Origin of the sequence: Nocardia ninae NBRC 108245 (assembly GCF_007990755.1) — a bacterium.
GTDB lineage: Bacteria > Actinomycetota > Actinomycetes > Mycobacteriales > Mycobacteriaceae > Nocardia > Nocardia ninae.
In genome coordinates this window covers 1-19,189 of sequence record NZ_BJXA01000115.1, presented here as the reverse complement: position 1 = coordinate 19,189, position 19,189 = coordinate 1, and the positions used below count along the sequence as shown (strand labels likewise).

The window sequence follows — 19,189 nt, the reverse complement described above, 5'->3', positions numbered from 1 at the left end:
CCTCCAACGCCCGCGGCGCGAGCGCGGGCACGCTGCTCCGTGCGCGGCCCTGCTACATCTGCAAGCAGTCGTACACGCAAGTCGACGCGTTCTATCACCAGCTGTGCCCCGAGTGCGCGGCGAGCAGCCACACCAAGCGGGACGCCCGTACCGATCTGACCGGTCGCCGCGCGCTGCTCACCGGCGGCCGCGCCAAGATCGGCATGTACATCGCGCTGCGGCTGCTGCGCGACGGCGCGCACACCACCATCACGACCCGCTTCCCGAACGACGCCATCCGCCGCTTCGCCGCGATGGACGACAGCGCGGACTGGCTGCACCGGCTGCGCGTGGTCGGCATCGACCTGCGCGATCCGGCCCAGGTGGTCGCCCTCGCCGACGATGTCGCGGCGCAGGGCCCGCTCGACATCCTGATCAACAATGCCGCCCAGACCGTGCGCCGCTCCCCCGGCGCCTACAGCGCGCTGGTCGACGCCGAGTCCGGTCCGCTGCCCGCGGGCGCGCTGCCCGACGTGGTGACGTTCGGCAAGACGATGCAGGCGCATCCCACCGCGCTCACCGCGTCGCTCACCCCGACACTGTCCGCCGCCGATGTCGCCGAGCTCGCGCTGGTCGCGGGATCGGCCACGCCCGAACGCATTTCGCGTGGGGTGGCGATCGATGCCGGTGGCCTGGTGCCGGATCTGGCGCACACCAACAGCTGGGTGCAGACCGTCGCCGAGGTGGACCCGACCGAACTTCTCGAAGTGCAGCTGTGCAATTCGGTCGCGCCGTTCATCCTGGTCTCCCGGTTGCGCCCGGCCATGGCCGCGTCCGCCGCGCGGCGCAAGTACATCGTCAACGTGTCGGCGATGGAAGGCCAGTTCGCCCGCGCCTACAAGGGACCGGGCCACCCGCACACGAACATGGCCAAGGCCGCGCTGAACATGCTGACCCGCACCAGCGCCGGCGAGATGCTCGAAGCGGACGGCATTCTGATGACCGCCGTCGACACCGGGTGGATCACCGACGAGCGGCCGCACTACACGAAGGTCCGGCTCGCCGAGGAGGGCTTCCACGCGCCCCTCGACCTCGTCGACGGCGCCGCGCGCGTCTACGACCCGATTGTCCAGGGCGAGAACGGCACCGACCTGTACGGCTGCTTCCTGAAGGATTACCGGCCCTCGCCCTGGTGAGCCCGCGGATCGCCGGTCGATGGCTAGGCTGGTGAGGTGTTGTACCGGTTGCTGGCCGATGTCACCGCCGCGGCGCATTTCGTGTTCGTGGCGTATGTGGTCGTCGGCGGGTTCCTCGCGTGGCGCTGGCCGCGCAGTATCTTCCTGCACCTGATCGCGTTCGGGTGGGGGTTCAGCACGATCTTGTTCGGGCTCGACTGCCCGCTCACCCATGCGGAGAATTGGGCGCGACACAAGGCAGGCGAGGCCGGTCTGCCGTCGAGCGGGTTCATCGATCACTACCTCACCGGGGTGATCTATCCGGACAGTGCGCTCGCGACCGTGCGGGTGCTCGTCGCGGTGTGTGTCGCGGTGTCCTGGGTGGGGTACGGATGGCTGCGGCGGCGGGCAGCCGGGTCGGCCACCCGCCTGCAGGCATCCCACTAGTTACACGTGTGAAACAGACTGGGCCGGAATAGTTTTCATGCGCGCGTACGGTCGCGCGCGAGATGTTCCGCGACCACCTCGGCCACCTCGGCGGGGCGTTCGTCCAGATAGAAGTGCCCGCCGGAAAACGTTGCGCGGTCGAAGGTTCCGGTGGTGAAGTCGCGCCACTCGTCGGCCTGCTCGGGCGTCATCGTGGGGTCCTCGGTGCTGACGAGGGCGGCGATATCGGCGGTCAGCGGGTCGCCCGGGGTGTACCGGTACGTCTCGACGGCCTGGTAGTCGCCGCGCACCGCGGGCAGCACCAATTCCGCGAGACTCGGTTCGTCCCGCAGCATTTGGATCGGCGCCGGATCGGCGGCCAGCCGCTCCAGCTCGCCGATCAGTTCCGCGTCGGAACCCAGGTGCACGCGCTGCGTCTCCACGAAACTCGGTGCGGGACGGCCGGATGCGAACAGTATCGTCACCGGCTGACCCCTGCGCTCCAGCCGTCGCGCGGTTTCGAACGCGACGCTGGCCCCCATGCTGTGGCCGAATAACGCGAGCCGGTCGATGATTCCGAGCCGCAGCACTTCTTCAGCAATCCGGTCGGCGAGCTCCGCGAGTTCGGTGATCGGCGCCTCGCCGAGCCGGTCCTGCCGACCCGGATACTGCACCGCGGCAACGGCGATGCCCGCCCCGAAGTGCTGCGCCAACTCCCGATACGCGGTCGCGGGACCGCCGCCCGGCGGGAAACACAGCAGGTGGTGGCGGGGAGTCGCCTCGGATCGCAGGATCCGCAGCCACTCACCGGACTCGATTGTTCGGCCCACGTAAATCTCCTTCTCAGACGGAACTATTACGCTCTTTCGCGTGAACGCGCACACACGGCTGGTCCACGACTACGAAGCCGGAATCGGTGTCACCCCCTCTGTCATTACGCCGTCGCCCGAGCCTGGCAGCAATCTGGCTGCGACACTGCCGGTCTGGTCGCTGGCTGCCGGGTCGGTCGCCGCGCTCATCGCCGCGGCGAACCGGATCCGCGTTGTCCGCGGACTCGATCCGGTCGCACATCGCATCGACCCCGCGCGTATCACCGCCGCCTTCTGCAGCGAACGCTTATTACTGATCAACGGTCGTCCCGCAACTCTGTTCGGCGACCTCTCCGGATTCTTCCCTACCTTCGACGGATGGGTGCGCACCCACGCCAACTACCCGCACCACCGTGCTCGCTTGCTCACCGCGCTCGGCCTGCCCACCGATGCCCCCTTCGATCTCGCCGTGGCGCACATGGCGATGAGCCGCGCGGCCGACATCGAGGACCATGCGGCCGCGCACGGGGCGATCGCGGTCCGCGTACGCACCGAACAGGAGTGGCTGGGCAGCGCCGAGGGCTGGGCCGCCGCCACCGGGCCCGTGGTGGCGATCGAATCGCGCGCCGACCGCGGCGAACCCGGATTGCCGATCGGGGCCGCGCCCTTCCAGCCGTTGCGCGGACTCCGGGTGCTCGACCTGACCCGGGTGATCGCCGGACCGGTCGCGACGCGGACGTTGGCGTTGCTCGGCGCGGACGTGCTGCGCGTCGATCCGCCGCAGCTGCCCGAGATTCCCTGGCAGTACGCCGACACCTGCCAGGGCAAGCGCTCCACGCTGGTGGATCTGTGGACGCAACTGCCGTTGATCAGGGACCTGCTCGCCTCTGCCGATGTGCTCGTTACCGGATACCGGCCCGGTTCGCTGGAACGCGCGGGACTCATCGCCGCCATGCGGCCCGGTCTGGTGCACGGCCGGGTGAGTGCCTGGGGTGAGGTCGGGCCGTGGGGTGGGCGGCGCGGGTTCGACAGCATCGTGCAGGCCGCGTCGGGGATATCGATCGCCGAGGGTGCGCCCGCCGTGCCGAGTGCGCTGCCCGCGCAGGCGCTCGACCACGCCTCCGGGTATCTGCTCGCCGCGGGCGTGATCGATGCGCTGGCCGCCCGCGCCGCGGACGGCATCGGGCGCGATGTGCGAGTTTCATTGGCGCGCACGGCTTCCTGGCTGCTTGCCGCGCCGGACCGCACGCCACGTCATCCACCGGCGGCGCTGCCCGATCCCACCGAGGTGGTGTCGCACGGGGAGGTCATCACCGCCACGCCCGCCATTGCCGAGTACCCCGCGTATAACTGGCCGGCCCCCGCCTACGGTGCGGATCGGCCGGCCTGGCCGTTGAAAACCCATTAGTCGCTGCTCCCGTGCCGCGCACGGTCCGGGTGCGCGAACCGAAAATCGTTTGCGGTTTCTTACCGGTGACCGATGAGATAGACGTGCCGTGTTCGTCTGAACCGGCATGACCCTCATGGACTCCGCGGAAGGAAACCGTCCCGTGGACAGCACGCTCGACCGGACCTCGGACACGGTGCAGCCGCGCGCCGGACGGCGGGAGTGGGTCGGGCTCGCGGTGCTCGCGCTCGCCTGCTTCGTCTACGCGATGGACCTCACGGTGCTCCACCTCGCCGTGCCGATGCTCAGCGCGGATCTGCATCCGACCAGCGCGCAGCTGCTGTGGATCATCGACGTGTACGGGTTCATGGTGGCCGGGTTGCTGATCACCATGGGCACCCTCGGTGATCGGATCGGACGGCGCCGCATACTCCTGGCCGGCGCGGCAGCGTTCGCGGTGGTGTCGGTGATCGCGGCGTTCGCCCCCACCGCGGAGCTGCTGATCGTCTGCCGCGCGCTGCTGGGCATCGCGGGTGCGACGCTCGCGCCGTCGACCCTGTCGTTGATCTTCAACATGTTCCGTGACAGCAAGCAGCGCTCGGTCGCCGTCGGCGTGTGGGTCGGCGCGTTCTCCGCGGGTGGCGCCGTCGGTCCGCTGTTCGGCGGGGTGCTGCTGGAACAGTTCTGGTGGGGTTCGGTATTCCTGCTCGCCGTGCCGGTGATGGCGTTGCTGCTGGTGATCGGGCCGAAGGTGCTGCCGGAGTTCCGCGATCCCGAGGCGGGCAAGCTCGATCCGGTCAGCGCGCTGCTCAGCATGGCCACCATGATCGCGCTGGTGTTCGGCATGAAGAAGATCGCGCAGGACGGGCTCGGTTTCGCCGCGCTGCTGACATTGGCGGTCGGCACGATCGTCGGCGTGCTGTTCGTGCGCCGCCAGCTGACCAGGCCCGATCCGATGCTCGATCTGCGACTGTTCCGAATCGGTGCGTTCCGGCTCGCCTTGCTGATCAATATCGTCGGCATCTTCGTCGCCTTCGGCTACTTCTTGTTCGTCGCCCAGTATTTCCAGCTGGTGCTCGGGCTTTCGCCGCTGGCCACCGGTGTGGCACTCGCGCCCTCGGGTATCGGGTTCATCGTCGGCTCGCAGATGTCGCCGCTCATCATCCGGGTGGTTCGGCCCGCGTATGTGATCGGCGTCGGCATGGCGATCACGGCCGTCGGGTTGCTGATGATGACGCGGGTCGGGCTCACCGGTGGCGTCGCGCTCACCGTCGCCGCCTCGGTGGTCATCTCGCTCGGTCTCGCGCCGGTGTACGGCATCACCACCGAGCTCATCGTCGGTGCCGCGCCGCCGGAGCAGGCGGGCGCCGCCGCGGGCGTCTCCGAGACGGGTGCGGAACTCGGTGGTGCGCTGGGTATTTCGATTCTTGGCAGCATCAGTATCGCGTTGTATCGCGGTGATCTGGCCGACACGTTGCCTGCGGGATTGCCCGCCGAGGCCGGTCGATCGGTGCGCGACACCTTGGGTGCGGCGGTGCAGACGAGTGCTGAGTTGCCCGGGCAGCTCGGGGAAGCGGTGTTGCTTGCGGCGCGGGAGGCGTTCCTGCACGGCATGCAGGTTACCGCGTGGATCACTGCGGTTGCGGCGGCTGTTATTTCGGTGATCGCGGTGGTGCGGTTGCGACATTTGCCCACGGGGGTCGGTGAGGAGCTGCACTGATCCGGGTGCGGGACTGGACATTGCTGCAGTCGGCTCTCGCGGGGCGCTGCCGTAATCGGCTCTCACAGAGCGCTGCCACATCCGCCTCTCACAGAGCGCTGGCCGCAACCGGCTCTCGGGGAGCGCTGCCACATTCGGCTCGTCGCACGGCGTTAGCGCAATGGGCAAGTCGCGGGGCACTGCCGCGTTGCGCTCGTCGCGCGGCGTTCCCACGTTCGGCTCGTCGAACGGTGTTTGGCGCAATGGGCTTGTCGCGCGGCACTGCCACATTGCGCTCATCGCGGGGTGCCGCGGTCGGCTCGTAGCGGCGACCAAGGCGGTGAACGGGAGTCCAGCCCGCCGGGACGGGCGGGGCAGAGCGGCAGCGTTAGTCTCGTGGGGTGCGGCAGAAGATCATCATGGATGTGGATACCGGGGTCGACGATTCCCTTGCCCTGCTCTACCTGCTTGCCTCGCCCGAAGCCGAGATTGCCGGGATCGCCTCGACCGCGGGGAACGTGCCCGCGCCGCAGGTGGCGGCGAACAATCTCGCCTGGCTGGATGTGTGCCGCGCGCCCGAGATCGAGGTAGCGCTCGGCGCCATCGAGCCGTTGGCGATTCCGCTGCGCACCACCGAGGACACGCATGGTCCGCAGGGTGTCGGTTATGCCGAGTTGCCTGCGTCGGACCGGGTGCTTTCGTCGCGTTCCGCCGCCCAGATGTGGGTCGATCTGGTGCGTGCGCACCCCGGGGAGATCGTCGGACTGTGTACCGGGCCGCTGACCAATCTGGCGTTGGCCGTCCGGCTGGAGCCCGCGTTGCCGACTCTGCTGCGCCGACTCGTGATCATGGGCGGTGCGTTCAACCATCCCGGCAACACGACCCCCACCAACGAATGGAACGTGCACGTCGATCCGGAGGCGGCCAAAGAGGTTTTCGACGCCTTCTCCGCCGCGCCGGCGGACCGCAGGCCGATCGTCTGCGCGCTCGATATCACCGAGACCATCGAGATGCGGCCGAAGCATCTGGCGTTGCTCGCCGAGCGGGCGGGCAGCCTTCCCGTGGAAGCGGTTTCGGAGGCCGATCTACCCGACGCGCGATCGGTGGCGAGCAATCCGATCGTCCGGCATGTCACCGACGCGGTGCGGTTCTACTTCGACTTCCATCGGCTCTACGACCTGGGTTACCTCGCGCACATGCATGATCCGTTCGCGGCGGCGGTCGCGCTGGATCCCGGCCTCGCCGTCACCCGGCCTGCGACGGTCGACGTCGAGCTCGCGGGGACCTTGACCCGCGCGACCACGGTGGCCGACTGGGCGGGCATGTGGGGTCGGGAACCCAACGCGGACATCGTGATCGGCACCGATCAGGAGCTGTTCTTCGACCGGCTGATCAGCCGGATCGGCGACTTCGCGCGGGCGCTGTACCCACACGAGGCGGGCGCGCCCGAATGACAGGAGAAGCCGTGACCGGCGAGCAAGACGACAACCCCTACCTCGCCGACTTCCGTCACCGGCTCGGCTTGCCCGGAATCATCGACGTGCACACACATTTCATGCCGGAACCGGTGATGCGGAAGGTGTGGGCCTACTTCGACTCGGCCGGTCCACTCACCGCCCGCGCATGGCCGATCGCCTACCGAGCCGACGAGCAAGTCCGGTTGAAGACGTTGCGCGGCTTCGGTGTTCGCGCCTTCAGCGCCCTGGTCTACCCACACAAGCCCGAGATGGCGGCCTGGCTGAACGAGTGGACCGCCGAGTTCGCCGAGCGCACCCCCGACTGCCTGCACACCGCGACCTTCTATCCCGAGCCGAGCGCCGAAACCTATGTGGCGGAAGCGATCCGACGCGGCGCCCAGGTCTTCAAGGTGCACATCCAGGTCGGCCGCTTCGATCCCCGCGACCCACTGCTCGACCCCGTCTGGGCGCTGATCCAGGATGCGAGCATTCCGGTGGTGATCCACTGCGGGTCCGGGCCGGTGGCAGGCGAATTCACGGGTCCGAAACCCATCGCCGCGCTCCTACGCCGTTTCCCGCGCCTACCTTTGATCGTCGCGCACATGGGCGCCCCCGAGTACACCGAATTCCTCGACTTGGCCGACGAATATCCAGACCTCCGCTTCGACACCACCATGACCTTCACCGACTTCTTCGAAGAGGCCGACCCCTTCCCCACCCATGAACGCACCCGGCTGCTCGCTTTCGGCGACCGAATCCTCTTCGGCAGCGACTTCCCCAACATCCCCTACACCTACGACCACGCCGTCGACGCCCTGGTCCGCCTCGACCTCGGCGACGACTGGCTACGCCGAGTCTGCTACCAGAACGCCGCCGACCTGTTCGGTATCGAGTAGAGATCAGGAAGTCGGACGCGGCGTACTGCCCGTAGGCCGCGTCTGCGGCGGCGCGCTCGGCGGGGCCGAAGTCTTCGATGGCACAGGGGTGTTCGACGAAGTTGTGCCGGTTGCGCCCGATGGGATGAACGGGATTTCGCGCGCGATCGCATCCTTCATCCGATCGCGCACCTCATTCCGATTCTCGGGTGGCCGGTTCACCTCGGCACGCGGAGAGCCGTTGCCCGTGACGGGGATATCTCCAGCCACCGGAATCAACGTGTACCAGTCCTCTTCGTTGCTGAAGCGCGCCGCGATCAGATACGACTGGCCCAGTACGAGCAGTTCGTCCCCCAATTCGACGACAACAGTCCTGTCTTTGAGGCCACCCCGCTGATTGACGGTGACCCTGCCCGCAGCCTTGCCCTTCAACCGCTCACTGACCTCGATCGTGAACTGCGACTCCAACTGTCCGCGCCGTTCGGTCGAGCCGATCGACTCGACAACCTGGCCGAAAAAGATATCGGTAGCCGCCCCTGCGACCGCTGCCGGATTGTTGCGATCGATGACGCTGCTCGAGTTGAGATATGAGGTGGCGGACGGCGCTGTACTTGGCACGATCGGTGGTCCCTCTACCGGCGAGCACCCCACCGCCGCTGACATCAACAGGAACGCAAACGCCGGTCGTGCGATCCGCTTCTCACGCATGTCACCCATGGTTGCGGTACCGGCCGATGTGTGTATCGTCCGATAGCAAATCTGTTGCAATGTTCTAGGTTGCGGCGACGGTGAATCGGGTGCGCCGGTGGGTGGGGTTTTCGGCTTCGTCCAGCAGGGCGACGGCGAAATCCTCCATGGAGATGGTTGATTCACCGTTGGGATGGGTGAGGAGTTCGTTCGTGCCAGTGCGGTAGGTGCCGGTGCGGGGGCCGGGGCGTAGGTCGGCGGGTGGGCTCAGATAGGTCCAGTCTGTGGTGGTTTCGGCTCGGCACAAGGCGAGTTGGTCGGCGCAGGCTTGGGCGATGGGGCGCAATTCTGCTGGGAAGTCGGGGGTTTCATGGAGGGTGGCTCCGTTGGCGCCGGGGACGAGCAGGGTTGATGCACCGCCGACAAGGAGTAGGCGGACTTCGGTGTGGGCCAGGGCTTTCAGTAGTACGGCGGTGATTTCAGGGAGCTCGTGTTCTCGGCCTGCCGGTGGGCGGGTGGCGGTGATAACGAGATCTTGTCCGAGACTGAGGGATACGACGTCATCCAGGTCGGCGGCGTTACCGATGCGGACCTCGGCGGCGGCGGGTACGGCGGCGGCGCGGGCTGGGTCGCGGATGACGGCGAGTACCTCGTGGCCGCGGGCCAAGGCCTCGGTCACCACTCGACTGCCTACGTCACCTGTCGCGCCGAATACCGTGATGCGCATGATTCGTCCTCCTGTCGGACCCGAGCCCGTTGCGATTGCTTAGCACTAAGTAACTTAGCTTAGCGCTGAGTAATTCCCGCATCGAGATACCTCAGCGCTGAGGTATTCGCTAGAGTGCGGTGGTGACCGATCACGTCGACCAGGTGCTCGCGCAATGGCGGGAACAGCGGCCCGACCTGGACGTATCCCCGATGGCCGTGCTCGGGCGGCTGTCCAGGCTGACGCAGCTGACCGGCGTCGAGCTGCGCAAGACCTTCGTCGCGCACGGGCTCGACGCGGCATCTTTCGACGTGCTCGCCACCCTGCGGCGCAGCGATCCCCCGCACTCGCTGACACCCACCGAGCTGATGCACTCGGCCATGGTGACCTCCGGTGCCATCACACAGCGACTCGATCGGCTCGAGGAGCGCGGGCTGGTGCGGCGAACCCCCAGCGAGTCCGACGGCCGTGGTGTCCGCGTCTTCCTCACCGACGCGGGGCACGACGTCATCGATGAAGCGCTACCCGATCACGTCGCCACCGAGGAGCGCATCCTCGGCCCGCTCACCCCGAAGCAGCGCGCTGCCCTGGCAGATACGTTGCGCGTGCTGCTCGAATCACTGGGCGACACACTCTGATTGGCGCACGGGCCGCGGTGGAGCACAGGCGATTCCGCCGCACGTGAACGTCGGGCCGACCTTCGTCGCAATCGGCGCCCGACCACCCGCGCGCGACTCCCGGCTGACTTTCCCGGCAATCGGCGGCAGGTCAAGCGGCAGGCAACGCGGCGACCAATCCTCGGATGTAGTTGACGCGCTGTTCGGTGTCGAAGACCTGGGCGCGGTCGGTGATCTTGACCTGGGTCGCGTAGTAGAAATCCGATCCTTGCACGCTCACCTGGACGAATCCCTGGATCTTCTCCTCCTTGACAGCCAGGAACACCAGGCCGAGCAGACAGAAAATCATGAGCAGCACCGCGAGCACGATCGCGTACGAAGGGATGCGGCAGTCGACGGTGGTCTGATTGGTGACAATCCAGACGGTGCCCGCCAACGGACGCTGCCCGGACGGTGTCATCACCCGGGTCGCCGTGCATCCGATATCGCCGACGGTCACCAGAACCGGCTCCGGAGTGAACGGTTCACGCTGAGGCGGAGGCGGCTCCGGCCCCGAAACCCATTGCGGCCGACCCATTTCGGGTTCGGGCGTGCGATCGATCGCATCATCGGACATCGCCAGGCACCTCCCTGCCCGCGAAGGGGACGATCCCCCCCGATCCCCCCGCATCACGTCGGCCGGCGAGTCCTCGTTGCCGCGTCGTCGCCAGCTGAGGAACCTTCCACGTTACTACTCGTCAATGCCGCTCGACAACTAGTAGACGGTCAGCAAATATGCATTCCAGTTGATGACTGTGCAGGTAGAGCGACCGCTGCGGACGACGGAGGCAGCGAACAGACCACCACCTCCGCCGTCCGGCGACCGATCAGCGTTCGGTGCGCTCCCAATGGAACGGGCAGTGCGTGCCACCGAATCCGATGGTGGTGGCGCGGTCGAACCGGAATCCGTGCTTCGCCGGGTCGATGGCGCGGATCCAGTTCGCGTCGAACTCACACATCACCGGCGTCAGCTCGGACGCCGAATGTGCAACCAGCACATCGTGATAGAAGCACTGGACGACATCCACGTGATACCGCTGGCTGTCGTCCGCAGGTCGCTCGAAGGTGAATCCGGCGCCGAAGGCGTGTTCCTCGCGCGACTTCGACACCGCGACCATGGCGGCGAACGGGTCGTCGGCCGAGTCGAGCATCGACCGGGTCGCTTCCTGAACGGCGTCCCCGAGCGGTTCGACGAACGCACCGCGCAGCGCGGCAATGGTGGCGTCGCGGCCCAGCCGAGGATGCAAGGTCCGGTAGGCGACCACCAAGGCCAGGGTCATCCGCAGGTTGTAGCGCGCGGGCTCGTCCACACATCGGTCCGCGTCGGCGGCTGCCAACTCCGCGAGTTCCCGGCGCATATCGGCGAACAGGCCCTCGGGCAGGTCCGCATCGGGCAAACCCGCTGCGAGGTGGTCGAAAAACGCTTCGACGACGGCTGCCGAATCGCGTGCCGCATCGGGCACGTATTCGTTGTCGGCAAGGTCGAAGGGGTCGGTGTGCATACTGCGTCCTTTCGAGACATCGCCGGTCTCGAACACAGCACAACCACAAGGCGGGGGTCGGCCGTGCCCGTCACCGACGAGCACGCCAACGCGCTCCACCGACCTACCTGGCGCTGACGATATTCTTGGATAGTCCCGCGGCTGCGAGACATTCGCAGCATCCCACGCGCGGCAACTCTTGTCCAATACCCCTGGTACCGAACCCTTTTCGCGGTCGGCAGGCCCGCGTGGTCAGCAGTCGCACAGCAGACCCCCGACGGACGCATCCCAAGGGTCGACATACCCGATCCGGTCTGTCTAGACTGTCCAGATGGGGACACTTCAGCTAGACCAGGAGGCAGAGACGGTGCAATGGCAAGTTCAGGAGGCCAAGCAACGATTCTCCGAGGTATTGCGCGCGGCGGAATCGGACGGGCCGCAGACCATCACCCGCCACGGTGACGCGGTGGCGGTAGTCCTCGATATCAACGAGTACCGCAAGCTGACCCGACCGGACATCAGCTTCGTCGACCATCTCCTGGTGACGTTCTCGGGTCTCGGCGACGACGTAGCCGATGTACTCGACGAAGTCGAGAGCGCGCGACAGCACAGCATGCCGCGCGACGTCGACCTGTTCGACGATGCGGCCGGGTAGTCGTGCGGGAGCGGAACGCTAGCGAGGCGCAGCCGTGAGTTACCTCCTCGACACCAACGTGCTGTCCGAAATCATGCGCCCGAAGCCCGCACCTGCGGTTCTCGACTGGTTGAGCAAGGCCCGCCTGGCCGACCAGTGGCTCAGCGTCGTCACGGTCGGTGAGCTGCGCCGCGGCGTCGCGTTGCTGCGCCACCGGGGCGGGACAGCGCGGGCGCAGGTCTTCGAGCAGGCGATCGCCGATATCGAAACCCGGCATGGCGATCGGATCCTGCCCGTCACCACCGAGATAGTCCGGGTATGGGCCCGCATCAGCATTCACTCGATCGACATGGCGGACGGGCTCATCGCGGCCACCGCACTGACGCACGGCCTAGCCGTGGTCACCCGCAATGTGAAGCACTTCGAGGAGACGGGAGCGGCCGTGATCAACCCGTTCGGGTGAGGTGGGTCAGCGGCTGTCGAAGGCGCGCAGCAGTTCTTCGGCGGCCAGTGCGGCGGTGAGGGTTCCGTCGCGGACCTGCTTTTCCACCTGTGCGCGAATGGCTTTCACCGCGGGATTGTCGGCGAGGCGACGCAGCAGCTGATCGTGCACCATGGTCCACGTCCAGTCGATCTGCTGACGGCGGCGCTTCTCGTCGAATTCGCCTGCGTCGGTGAGGACCCGGCGATGTTCGAGAACGGTGTCCCAGAACTTGTCCAGCCCGATACCCTCCAGGCCGCTCATGGTGAGCACCGGCGGACGCCACAGCGCGTCGTGCGGGTGGATCAGCCGGAGCGCGCCGGCGAGTTCGCGGGCAGCGGACTTGGCTTCCATCTCGTGCTTGCCATCGGCCTTGTTGACCGCGACCAGATCGGCCAGCTCCAGCACGCCTTTCTTGATGCCCTGCAACTGATCACCCGTGCGGGCCAACGTCAGAAAACAGAAGACGTCGACCATATTGGCGACCGTCACCTCGGACTGACCGACCCCGACCGTCTCCACCAGAATCACGTCGTACCCGGCGGCCTCGAGTAACACGATGGTCTCCCGGGTCGCCTTGGCCACCCCGCCGAGGGTGCCCGCGGTCGGCGACGGCCGGATATAGGCGTTGCGCTCCACCGACAGTCGCGCCATCCGCGTCTTGTCACCCAGGATCGAACCACCGGTCCGGGTGGACGACGGATCGACCGCGAGCACCGCGACCCGATGCCCCTTGCCGATCAGATCCATCCCGAGCGCATCGATAAACGTCGACTTGCCGACTCCCGGAACACCGGTGATGCCAACACGATTCGACACCACCGCCGTCTCGGAACTGTGCTTGTCCGGCGTCAACTTCAGCAACAACTGCTGCGCTTGATCCCGGTGATCGGCGCGCGTCGACTCCACCAGCGTGATCGCCCGCGCCAGGGCGGCCCGCTCCCCCGCCCGCACCGCCTCGGCCATCGCGTCGATGTCGATCGCCCGACCGCGTCGAACGGACTCAGCACTCTCCGCCCGCGAGCCCGGCTCGCGAGCGGCCGACCCACCCGATGCCGGCCCCTGACCCGCACCGGACGCGTCCGGCCGAAGGCCGCCGTCGACCGAGGTAACCGCGGGATCGCGCTCGCTCATTCGGTCGCGGCGGAATCCTCGGCGCCGCTGCCGCTTTCGGGAGACAACTCCGGGTGGCCGAGCTCGGTGGCGAGCTTCTTCAGCAGATCGATCGCCGCGTCGGCGATGACGGTGCCCGGCGGGAAGATCGCCGCGGCACCGGCCTCGTAGAGCGCGTCGAAGTCACCGGGCGGGATGACGCCGCCGACGATGACCATGATGTCGGGTCGCCCCGCCTCGGCCAGCGCCTGCCGCAGGGCGGGCACCAGCGTGAGGTGGCCCGCCGCGAGCGAGGACACACCGACAACGTGCACGTCGTTGTCGGCGGCCTGCTGCGCCACCTCTTCCGGCGTCTGGAACAGCGGGCCCACATCGACGTCGAAGCCGAGGTCGGCAAAGGCGGTGGCGATCACCTTCTGGCCCCGGTCGTGCCCGTCCTGCCCCATCTTCGCGACGAGGATGCGCGGGCGACGACCTTCCGCCTCGGCGAAGGCCTCGACCAGATCGCTCGCCTTGGTGATGTTGCTGACCTTCCCGGCCTCGTCGCGGTACACACCGGAGAGCGTACGGATCTCGGCCTGGTGCCTGCCGTATACCTTCTCCAGCGCGTCGGAGATCTCGCCGACAGTGGCCTTGGCGCGGGCGGCATCGATGGCGAGGGCGAGCAGGTTATTCTCCATGCCGCCCGCGGAAGAGGCTGCGGCACGGGTCAATTCGGCCAGTGCGCGTTCGACCGCGCCGGCGTCCCGATCGGCGCGCAGCTGCCGAAGCTTCTCGATCTGCTCGGCGCGCACCCGGGAGTTCTCGACCTTGAGCACCTCGACCTGCTGGTCCTCTTCGGCCTGGTACTTGTTGACGCCGATCACCGGCTGCTGCCCGGTGTCGATCCGCGCCTGGGTGCGCGCGGCGGCCTCCTCGATGCGCAGCTTCGGGATGCCCTCACCGATCGCCTGCGCCATGCCGCCGTGCGCTTCCACCTCGGCGATGTGGGCGCGGGCCCGGTTGGCCAGCTGATGGGTCAGCCACTCGACGTAGTACGAACCGCCCCACGGGTCGACCGGCCGGGTGGTGTTGGACTCCTGCTGGATGAGCAGCTGGGTGTTGCGGGCGATGCGGGCGGAGAAGTCCGTCGGCAGCGCGAGCGCCTCGTCCAGTGCGTTCGTGTGCAGCGACTGGGTGTGCCCCTGGGTCGCCGCCATCGCCTCGATGCAGGTGCGTGCGACGTTGTTGTAGGCGTCCTGCGCGGTCAACGACCAGCCGGAGGTCTGCGAATGTGTGCGCAGCGACAGCGATTTCGAGCTCTTCGGCTCGAACTTCGCGACCAGCTCGCTCCACAGCAGCCGCCCGGCGCGCAGCTTGGCGACCTCCATGAAGAAGTTCATGCCGATGGCCCAGAAGAACGACAGCCGCGGCGCGAACTTGTCCACCTCCATGCCCGCGTCGATACCGGCCCGAATGTACTCGACACCGTCGGCGAGGGTGTAGGCCAGTTCCAGGTCGGCGGTCGCGCCCGCTTCCTGAATGTGGTAGCCGGAGATGGAGATCGAGTTGAACTTCGGCATCTTGGCGCTGGTGTAGGCGAAGATGTCGGAGATGATCCGCATCGAGGGCTTCGGCGGGTAGATGTAGGTGTTGCGGACCATGAACTCCTTCAGAATGTCGTTCTGAATGGTTCCGGCCAGCTGCTCCGGCGCGACGCCCTGCTCTTCTGCCGCAACGACATACAGCGCGAGGATCGGCAGCACCGCGCCGTTCATCGTCATCGACACGCTGACCTGGTCCAGCGGGATGTGGTCGAACAGCTGGCGCATGTCGAGGATGGAGTCGATGGCCACACCGGCCATGCCGACGTCACCCTGTACGCGCGGGTGATCGGAGTCGTAGCCGCGGTGCGTGGCGAGGTCGAAGGCGACCGAGAGACCTTTCTGCCCGGCCTGAAGGTTGCGGCGGTAGAAGGCATTCGAGTCCGCGGCGGTGGAGAAGCCCGCGTACTGCCGGATGGTCCACGGCTGGTTGACGTACATCGTCGGGTACGGGCCACGCACGAACGGGGCGACGCCGGGCACGCTGTCGAGCGGATATCCCTCGGCCGCAACGGCATCCCGGTCGGCCTTGGTGAACACCGGTGGCACGTCGATGCCTTCGGGTGTCGACCACTTCAGCTGCTCGGGCGCGTAGTGGTTGGCCGCGGCCGCCTCGCGGACGAAAGCCTCGACCTGCACGGCGTCTACCGCGGCGGGCTCGGGCGCCCGTTCGGTCAGCGGCACCTCAGCGAAATTGCCGATCAGGTGCTTGATCTCACGAGTAGTCATCAGGCTCCCACCTTCTCCAACAGGCCGGACAGCGCGGCAACCGCATCGATCTTCGCCGCGAGGAATCCGTCCGGACGCTGCGCGTCATCCACCTCGGCGATCGCCTTCGCGGCACCCGCCAGCAACACCGTTTCCACGCCCGCGGCACGCAACTGCTGCACCGCCGCACCGGCTTCCGCGCCGTAGCGCTTGTCCGAACCACACAGCACCGCGATCGGCGCACCGGCTTCGGTTGCCGCCGCGGCGATGCCGTCCACCGTCAATGGTCCGGGATTGACGGACTCGATACCACCGGAGGCGAGCAGATTCGCGATGAAGGTCACTCGGACGTTGTGCTCGGCGACCGAACCCAGCGGCACGAGCAGCGCTTTCGGCCGCGCACCGTGCGCCGCCAGATAGGCGTCGGACCGGTTGCGCAGCGCCTCGAACGTGGCGCCGTAGCGGGCCACCTGATCGGCCTGGCGCGCCGCCTCGGACAGCGGCGGTTCGGCCAGGTTCGGGAATTCGTTCACCCCGGTGACCGACGTCTTCCGGTGCGCCACATCAGTATCCCTGGCCGCCTTGGTGGCGGCGATGCGCTCGGCGATGAGCCCACTGTCCAGCGCGGCGAGATAGCCGCCCGCGGCCTCGATCTCCTGCATGAACTCCCACGCCTTCGCGGCGAGCGCGCCGGTCAGGTCCTCGACATACCAGGAGCCCGCACCGGGATCCTGCACGAAGCCCAGGTGCGACTCCTCGAGCAGCAGCAGCTGGGTGTTGCGAGCCATCCGGTCCGCGAAAGACTTCGAGACGCCGAGCTCACCGGCGGGCAGCGCGGCATCGAACGGCAGCACGGTCACCGTGTCCGCCCCGCCGACCCCGGCGCCGAACGCCGCGAGGGTGGTGCGCAGCAGGTTCACCCACGGGTCGCGCTGGGTCATCATGGCCGCGGAGGTCACCGCGTGCTGCGGCGCGCCACCGAAATCCGGTGCGCCGCACACGTGCGCGACTCGGGCCCAGAGTTGGCGTGCGGCCCGGAATTTGGCGATCGTGGCGAATTGATCGTCGGTGGCGGCGAAGCGGAAGCTCAGCTGCTCCAGCGCATCCGCGATATCCAGGCCCTCGGTGAGCGCGCGCAGGTAGGCCAGGCCGGCGGCGACGGCGGCGCCGAGCTCCTGGGCGTCGGAGGCGCCCGCATTGTGGAAGACGGTGCCGTCCACGGTGATCGCGCGCACCGTCTCGGCGCGCGCTACCGCCGCCCCCGCCAACGTGACCGTCTCCGCGAGCTCGATGTCGGCGGTTCCGGCGAACCGGCTGGTGAGCGGCGCCGCACCGAGCGAGACGTGAATGTCCTTGCGGGAAGCCGTTTCATAGCTGTCGAGCGCGGTGTACAGCTGCGCCGCCGCCTCGACAGTGGCGGTGCCCGCGTCGAGGGTGACCGGCGCGAGGTCGAACAACAGCCCGGACAGCGCGGTGGGCAGCTCGGCGGCCGGTACCCCGCGATCGCCGACGCCGAGCCAGACGGCGCTGATCCCGCTGCCCAGACCGGCCAGGATCTCCCGATTGACCGCAGCCGCATCGTCGCCGCCGAAATGCGCGCTGACGTACCAGCCGCGGTGGACGTCGCGGGTCGCGTCGCCGCCCCGGACGAACGGATAAGTACCGGGCAGTGGCTGCTCAGGCAGCTCGTCCTTGCGCGTGTACAGCGGGGCGATGGTCAGCCCGTCGTAGGTGGTTTCCGCGAGCAGATGCTCTGGTTCCGCGGGCAGGTCGGCGATCTCGACCCGCCGGACCTTGGCCAGTACTCCGGCCACGCCCTTGCGCCACGCGGCGAACTGCGGAACCGGATCCGCGCCCGTGGGCGCCACATCCGGCCCGGGCTCTGAAGCAATCGGCATAGCTTGCTTTCCTCTTCCACTCGACTGCAGGCGCACCCGTGGTGTGTGCCGAAACCGCCGCATTCGCCCAGTTCAGCGACTACTTTGGTTAACGAGCATTCGTCCCGTTTCTTCTGATGCTAGCGGGACCGCTACGACACGTTGTCCCCCAGTACCACTACCACCCGGTAACCTGGCCCCGGTGACCAGGCTGATCCGTGACCCGCGCGTGCTCGCGACGATCGTCGGCATCGCCGCGTTGTTCGTCGCCGCGCTGCTGGTCCCGCTGCCGAGTCCACAGCAGATCCAGGACTGGGCGGGCTCGGTCGGGCCGATTTTTCCGTTGGTGTTCTTCGTCGTGCACGCGCTGGTGACCGTCGCGCCGATCCCGCGCACGGTGTTCACGGTGAGCGCCGGGTTGCTCTTCGGTCCGGTGCTCGGGATCGCGCTGGCCGTCGGCGCGACCACGGTCAGTGCCGCGCTCGCCGTCCTGCTCGTGCGCGCGCTGGACCGCGAACAGGTCGCCTCGCGGCTCACCCACCCGGCCGTGCGCTCCGTCGACGATCGGCTGCGGCGGCGTGGCTGGCTCGCGGTCGGCTCGCTGCGCCTGATCGCCTTCGTGCCGTTCTCGGTGCTCAACTACTGCTGCGGACTGTCCTCGATCCGCTTCTGGCCGTACATGGTTGCCACGCTGCTCGGTGTGCTGCCCGGCACCGTCGGCACCGTGATCCTCGGCGATGCCCTCACCGGCAACACCCACCCGGCCCTGATCGTGTTCTCCGGTGCGCTGATCGCCATCGGCGTGCTCGGGTTGGTCGTCGACGCGCGCTGGAACAGCGGCGAGAGTGTCGTACCGGCCGAGGAACCCACACCAGCCGCAGCCGCCAAGTAGCCCGCCCGGTCGGTTCAGTCGACGGTCAACTCGATCGGGACGGCGACCACGTCGACCATGGCACCGTTGCGCAGCACGGTGACCGGCAGTTTGACACCGATCGCCTCGGCGAAGAGCTGGCGTTGAATGCCCTGTGCGTCACGGACTTCGGCGCGCCCGACGCTGAGGACCAGATCGCCGCGGCGCAGGCCCGCCTGCTCGGCCGGACCGCCGCGGACCACCTCCATGATGCGGACACCGGCGCTCTGCCCGGTGCGGGCCGCGACGGCGGCGGGTAGCGGTGCGGGCATGCCCACCAGACCGAGGTAAGCGCGGCGCACTCGACCGTCGGCGTGCAGAGTATCGATAATGCGCCGAGTGGTCGCGTTGATCGGAATTGCCAGGCCCAGACCGATTCCCGCGACGGCGGTATTGATGCCGACCACCCGGCCCGCGGAATCCGACAGCGCGCCACCGGAATTGCCCGGATTGAGCGCCGCGTCGGTTTGGATCACGTCCTCGATGACCCGTCCGGCGCGGCGCGAGGCCACCGGGACGGCGCGGCCCAGCGCGCTCACCACCCCC

19 protein-coding genes are annotated in these 19,189 nt (G+C 67.8%); 10 read left to right on the top strand and 9 right to left on the bottom strand.

Annotated elements, in window-relative coordinates; genetic code table 11:
* Both NN4_RS41475 and NN4_RS41470 read left to right on the top strand, forming a co-directional pair.
* The coding region (locus tag NN4_RS41475) for an SDR family NAD(P)-dependent oxidoreductase (RefSeq protein WP_147143073.1) at positions 1-1,175 on the top strand (1,175 nt) is incomplete at its 5' end.
* Positions 1,176-1,211: 36 nt separating this feature from the next.
* Complete coding sequence (locus NN4_RS41470; protein WP_147143070.1) at positions 1,212-1,601, top strand: DUF2784 domain-containing protein; 390 nt, start codon at positions 1,212-1,214, stop codon at positions 1,599-1,601.
* A 35-nt stretch (positions 1,602-1,636) separates the two neighbouring features.
* Here the strand turns inward: NN4_RS41470 and NN4_RS41465 are convergent, their stop codons facing one another.
* Positions 1,637-2,410 carry a thioesterase II family protein gene (locus NN4_RS41465; RefSeq protein ID WP_147143067.1) on the bottom strand — a complete coding sequence of 258 codons (774 nt, stop codon included), beginning with the start codon at positions 2,408-2,410 and terminating at the stop codon, positions 1,637-1,639.
* A 40-nt stretch (positions 2,411-2,450) separates the two neighbouring features.
* On the opposite strand from NN4_RS41465, the gene NN4_RS41460 reads away from it, so the two are divergent.
* The 4 genes from NN4_RS41460 (at position 2,451) to NN4_RS41445 (ending at position 7,828) form a co-directional block, all read left to right on the top strand.
* Positions 2,451-3,797, top strand: coding sequence for a CoA transferase (locus NN4_RS41460; protein ID WP_147143065.1), 1,347 nt, complete (start codon positions 2,451-2,453; stop codon positions 3,795-3,797).
* A 142-nt stretch (positions 3,798-3,939) separates the two neighbouring features.
* Positions 3,940-5,496, top strand: a complete 1,557-nt coding sequence (locus NN4_RS41455; RefSeq protein ID WP_246181386.1) for an MFS transporter — start codon at positions 3,940-3,942, stop codon at positions 5,494-5,496.
* A gap of 398 nt (positions 5,497-5,894) precedes the next feature.
* On the top strand, positions 5,895-6,929 hold the full coding sequence (locus tag NN4_RS41450; protein WP_147143084.1) for a nucleoside hydrolase: 1,035 nt from the start codon (positions 5,895-5,897) through the stop codon (positions 6,927-6,929).
* An 11-nt stretch (positions 6,930-6,940) separates the two neighbouring features.
* Positions 6,941-7,828, top strand: coding sequence for an amidohydrolase family protein (locus NN4_RS41445; protein WP_246181385.1), 888 nt, complete (start codon positions 6,941-6,943; stop codon positions 7,826-7,828).
* Between the two features lie 3 nt (positions 7,829-7,831).
* Here the strand turns inward: NN4_RS41445 and NN4_RS41440 are convergent, their stop codons facing one another.
* Together NN4_RS41440 and NN4_RS41435 are read right to left on the bottom strand one after the other, a co-directional pair.
* A complete protein-coding gene (locus tag NN4_RS41440) occupies positions 7,832-8,425 on the bottom strand; it encodes a hypothetical protein (RefSeq protein ID WP_147143056.1) in 594 nt (197 codons plus the stop codon).
* Between the two features lie 154 nt (positions 8,426-8,579).
* Entirely contained in the window at positions 8,580-9,221 is a 642-nt protein-coding gene (locus NN4_RS41435) for an NAD(P)-dependent oxidoreductase (protein WP_147143051.1), read from the bottom strand.
* Between the two features lie 122 nt (positions 9,222-9,343).
* On the opposite strand from NN4_RS41435, the gene NN4_RS41430 reads away from it, so the two are divergent.
* Entirely contained in the window at positions 9,344-9,838 is a 495-nt protein-coding gene (locus tag NN4_RS41430) for a MarR family winged helix-turn-helix transcriptional regulator (protein ID WP_147143048.1), read from the top strand.
* A gap of 130 nt (positions 9,839-9,968) precedes the next feature.
* On the opposite strand, the gene NN4_RS41425 is transcribed toward NN4_RS41430, so the two are convergent.
* Positions 9,969-10,433, bottom strand: coding sequence for a hypothetical protein (locus tag NN4_RS41425; RefSeq protein WP_147143045.1), 465 nt, complete (start codon positions 10,431-10,433; stop codon positions 9,969-9,971).
* A gap of 250 nt (positions 10,434-10,683) precedes the next feature.
* A complete protein-coding gene (locus NN4_RS41420; RefSeq protein ID WP_147143043.1) occupies positions 10,684-11,358 on the bottom strand; it encodes an L-2-amino-thiazoline-4-carboxylic acid hydrolase in 675 nt (224 codons plus the stop codon).
* 310 nt (positions 11,359-11,668) lie between these two features.
* Here NN4_RS41420 and NN4_RS41415 point away from each other — a divergent pair, with 310 nt between their 5' ends.
* Both NN4_RS41415 and NN4_RS41410 read left to right on the top strand, forming a co-directional pair.
* A complete protein-coding gene (locus tag NN4_RS41415; RefSeq protein WP_234390941.1) occupies positions 11,669-11,992 on the top strand; it encodes a type II toxin-antitoxin system Phd/YefM family antitoxin in 324 nt (107 codons plus the stop codon).
* A gap of 34 nt (positions 11,993-12,026) precedes the next feature.
* Positions 12,027-12,434 (top strand): type II toxin-antitoxin system VapC family toxin, encoded by a 408-nt coding sequence (locus NN4_RS41410; protein WP_222595264.1) that lies wholly within the window; start codon positions 12,027-12,029, stop codon positions 12,432-12,434.
* Between the two features lie 6 nt (positions 12,435-12,440).
* Here NN4_RS41410 and meaB read toward each other — a convergent pair whose 3' ends face one another.
* From meaB to NN4_RS41395, 3 genes are read right to left on the bottom strand one after another with little or no spacing between them, the layout of a single operon-like run.
* Positions 12,441-13,586: a methylmalonyl Co-A mutase-associated GTPase MeaB gene (gene meaB, locus NN4_RS41405; RefSeq protein WP_281289465.1), complete on the bottom strand. Its 1,146-nt coding sequence runs from the start codon at positions 13,584-13,586 to the stop codon at positions 12,441-12,443.
* A complete protein-coding gene (gene scpA / locus NN4_RS41400; protein ID WP_147143040.1) occupies positions 13,583-15,877 on the bottom strand; it encodes a methylmalonyl-CoA mutase in 2,295 nt (764 codons plus the stop codon). The genes meaB and scpA overlap by 4 nt, the downstream gene beginning before the upstream one ends.
* Positions 15,877-17,754 (bottom strand): methylmalonyl-CoA mutase family protein, encoded by a 1,878-nt coding sequence (locus NN4_RS41395; RefSeq protein WP_147143037.1) that lies wholly within the window; start codon positions 17,752-17,754, stop codon positions 15,877-15,879. Before NN4_RS41395 ends, scpA begins: the two co-directional genes overlap by 1 nt.
* A gap of 181 nt (positions 17,755-17,935) precedes the next feature.
* Between NN4_RS41395 and NN4_RS41390 the strand changes: the two genes are divergently transcribed.
* Positions 17,936-18,625, top strand: a complete 690-nt coding sequence (locus NN4_RS41390; protein ID WP_186818882.1) for a TVP38/TMEM64 family protein — start codon at positions 17,936-17,938, stop codon at positions 18,623-18,625.
* Positions 18,626-18,639: 14 nt separating this feature from the next.
* Here the strand turns inward: NN4_RS41390 and NN4_RS41385 are convergent.
* The coding region (locus NN4_RS41385; protein WP_147143034.1) for a S1C family serine protease at positions 18,640-19,189 on the bottom strand (550 nt) is incomplete at its 5' end.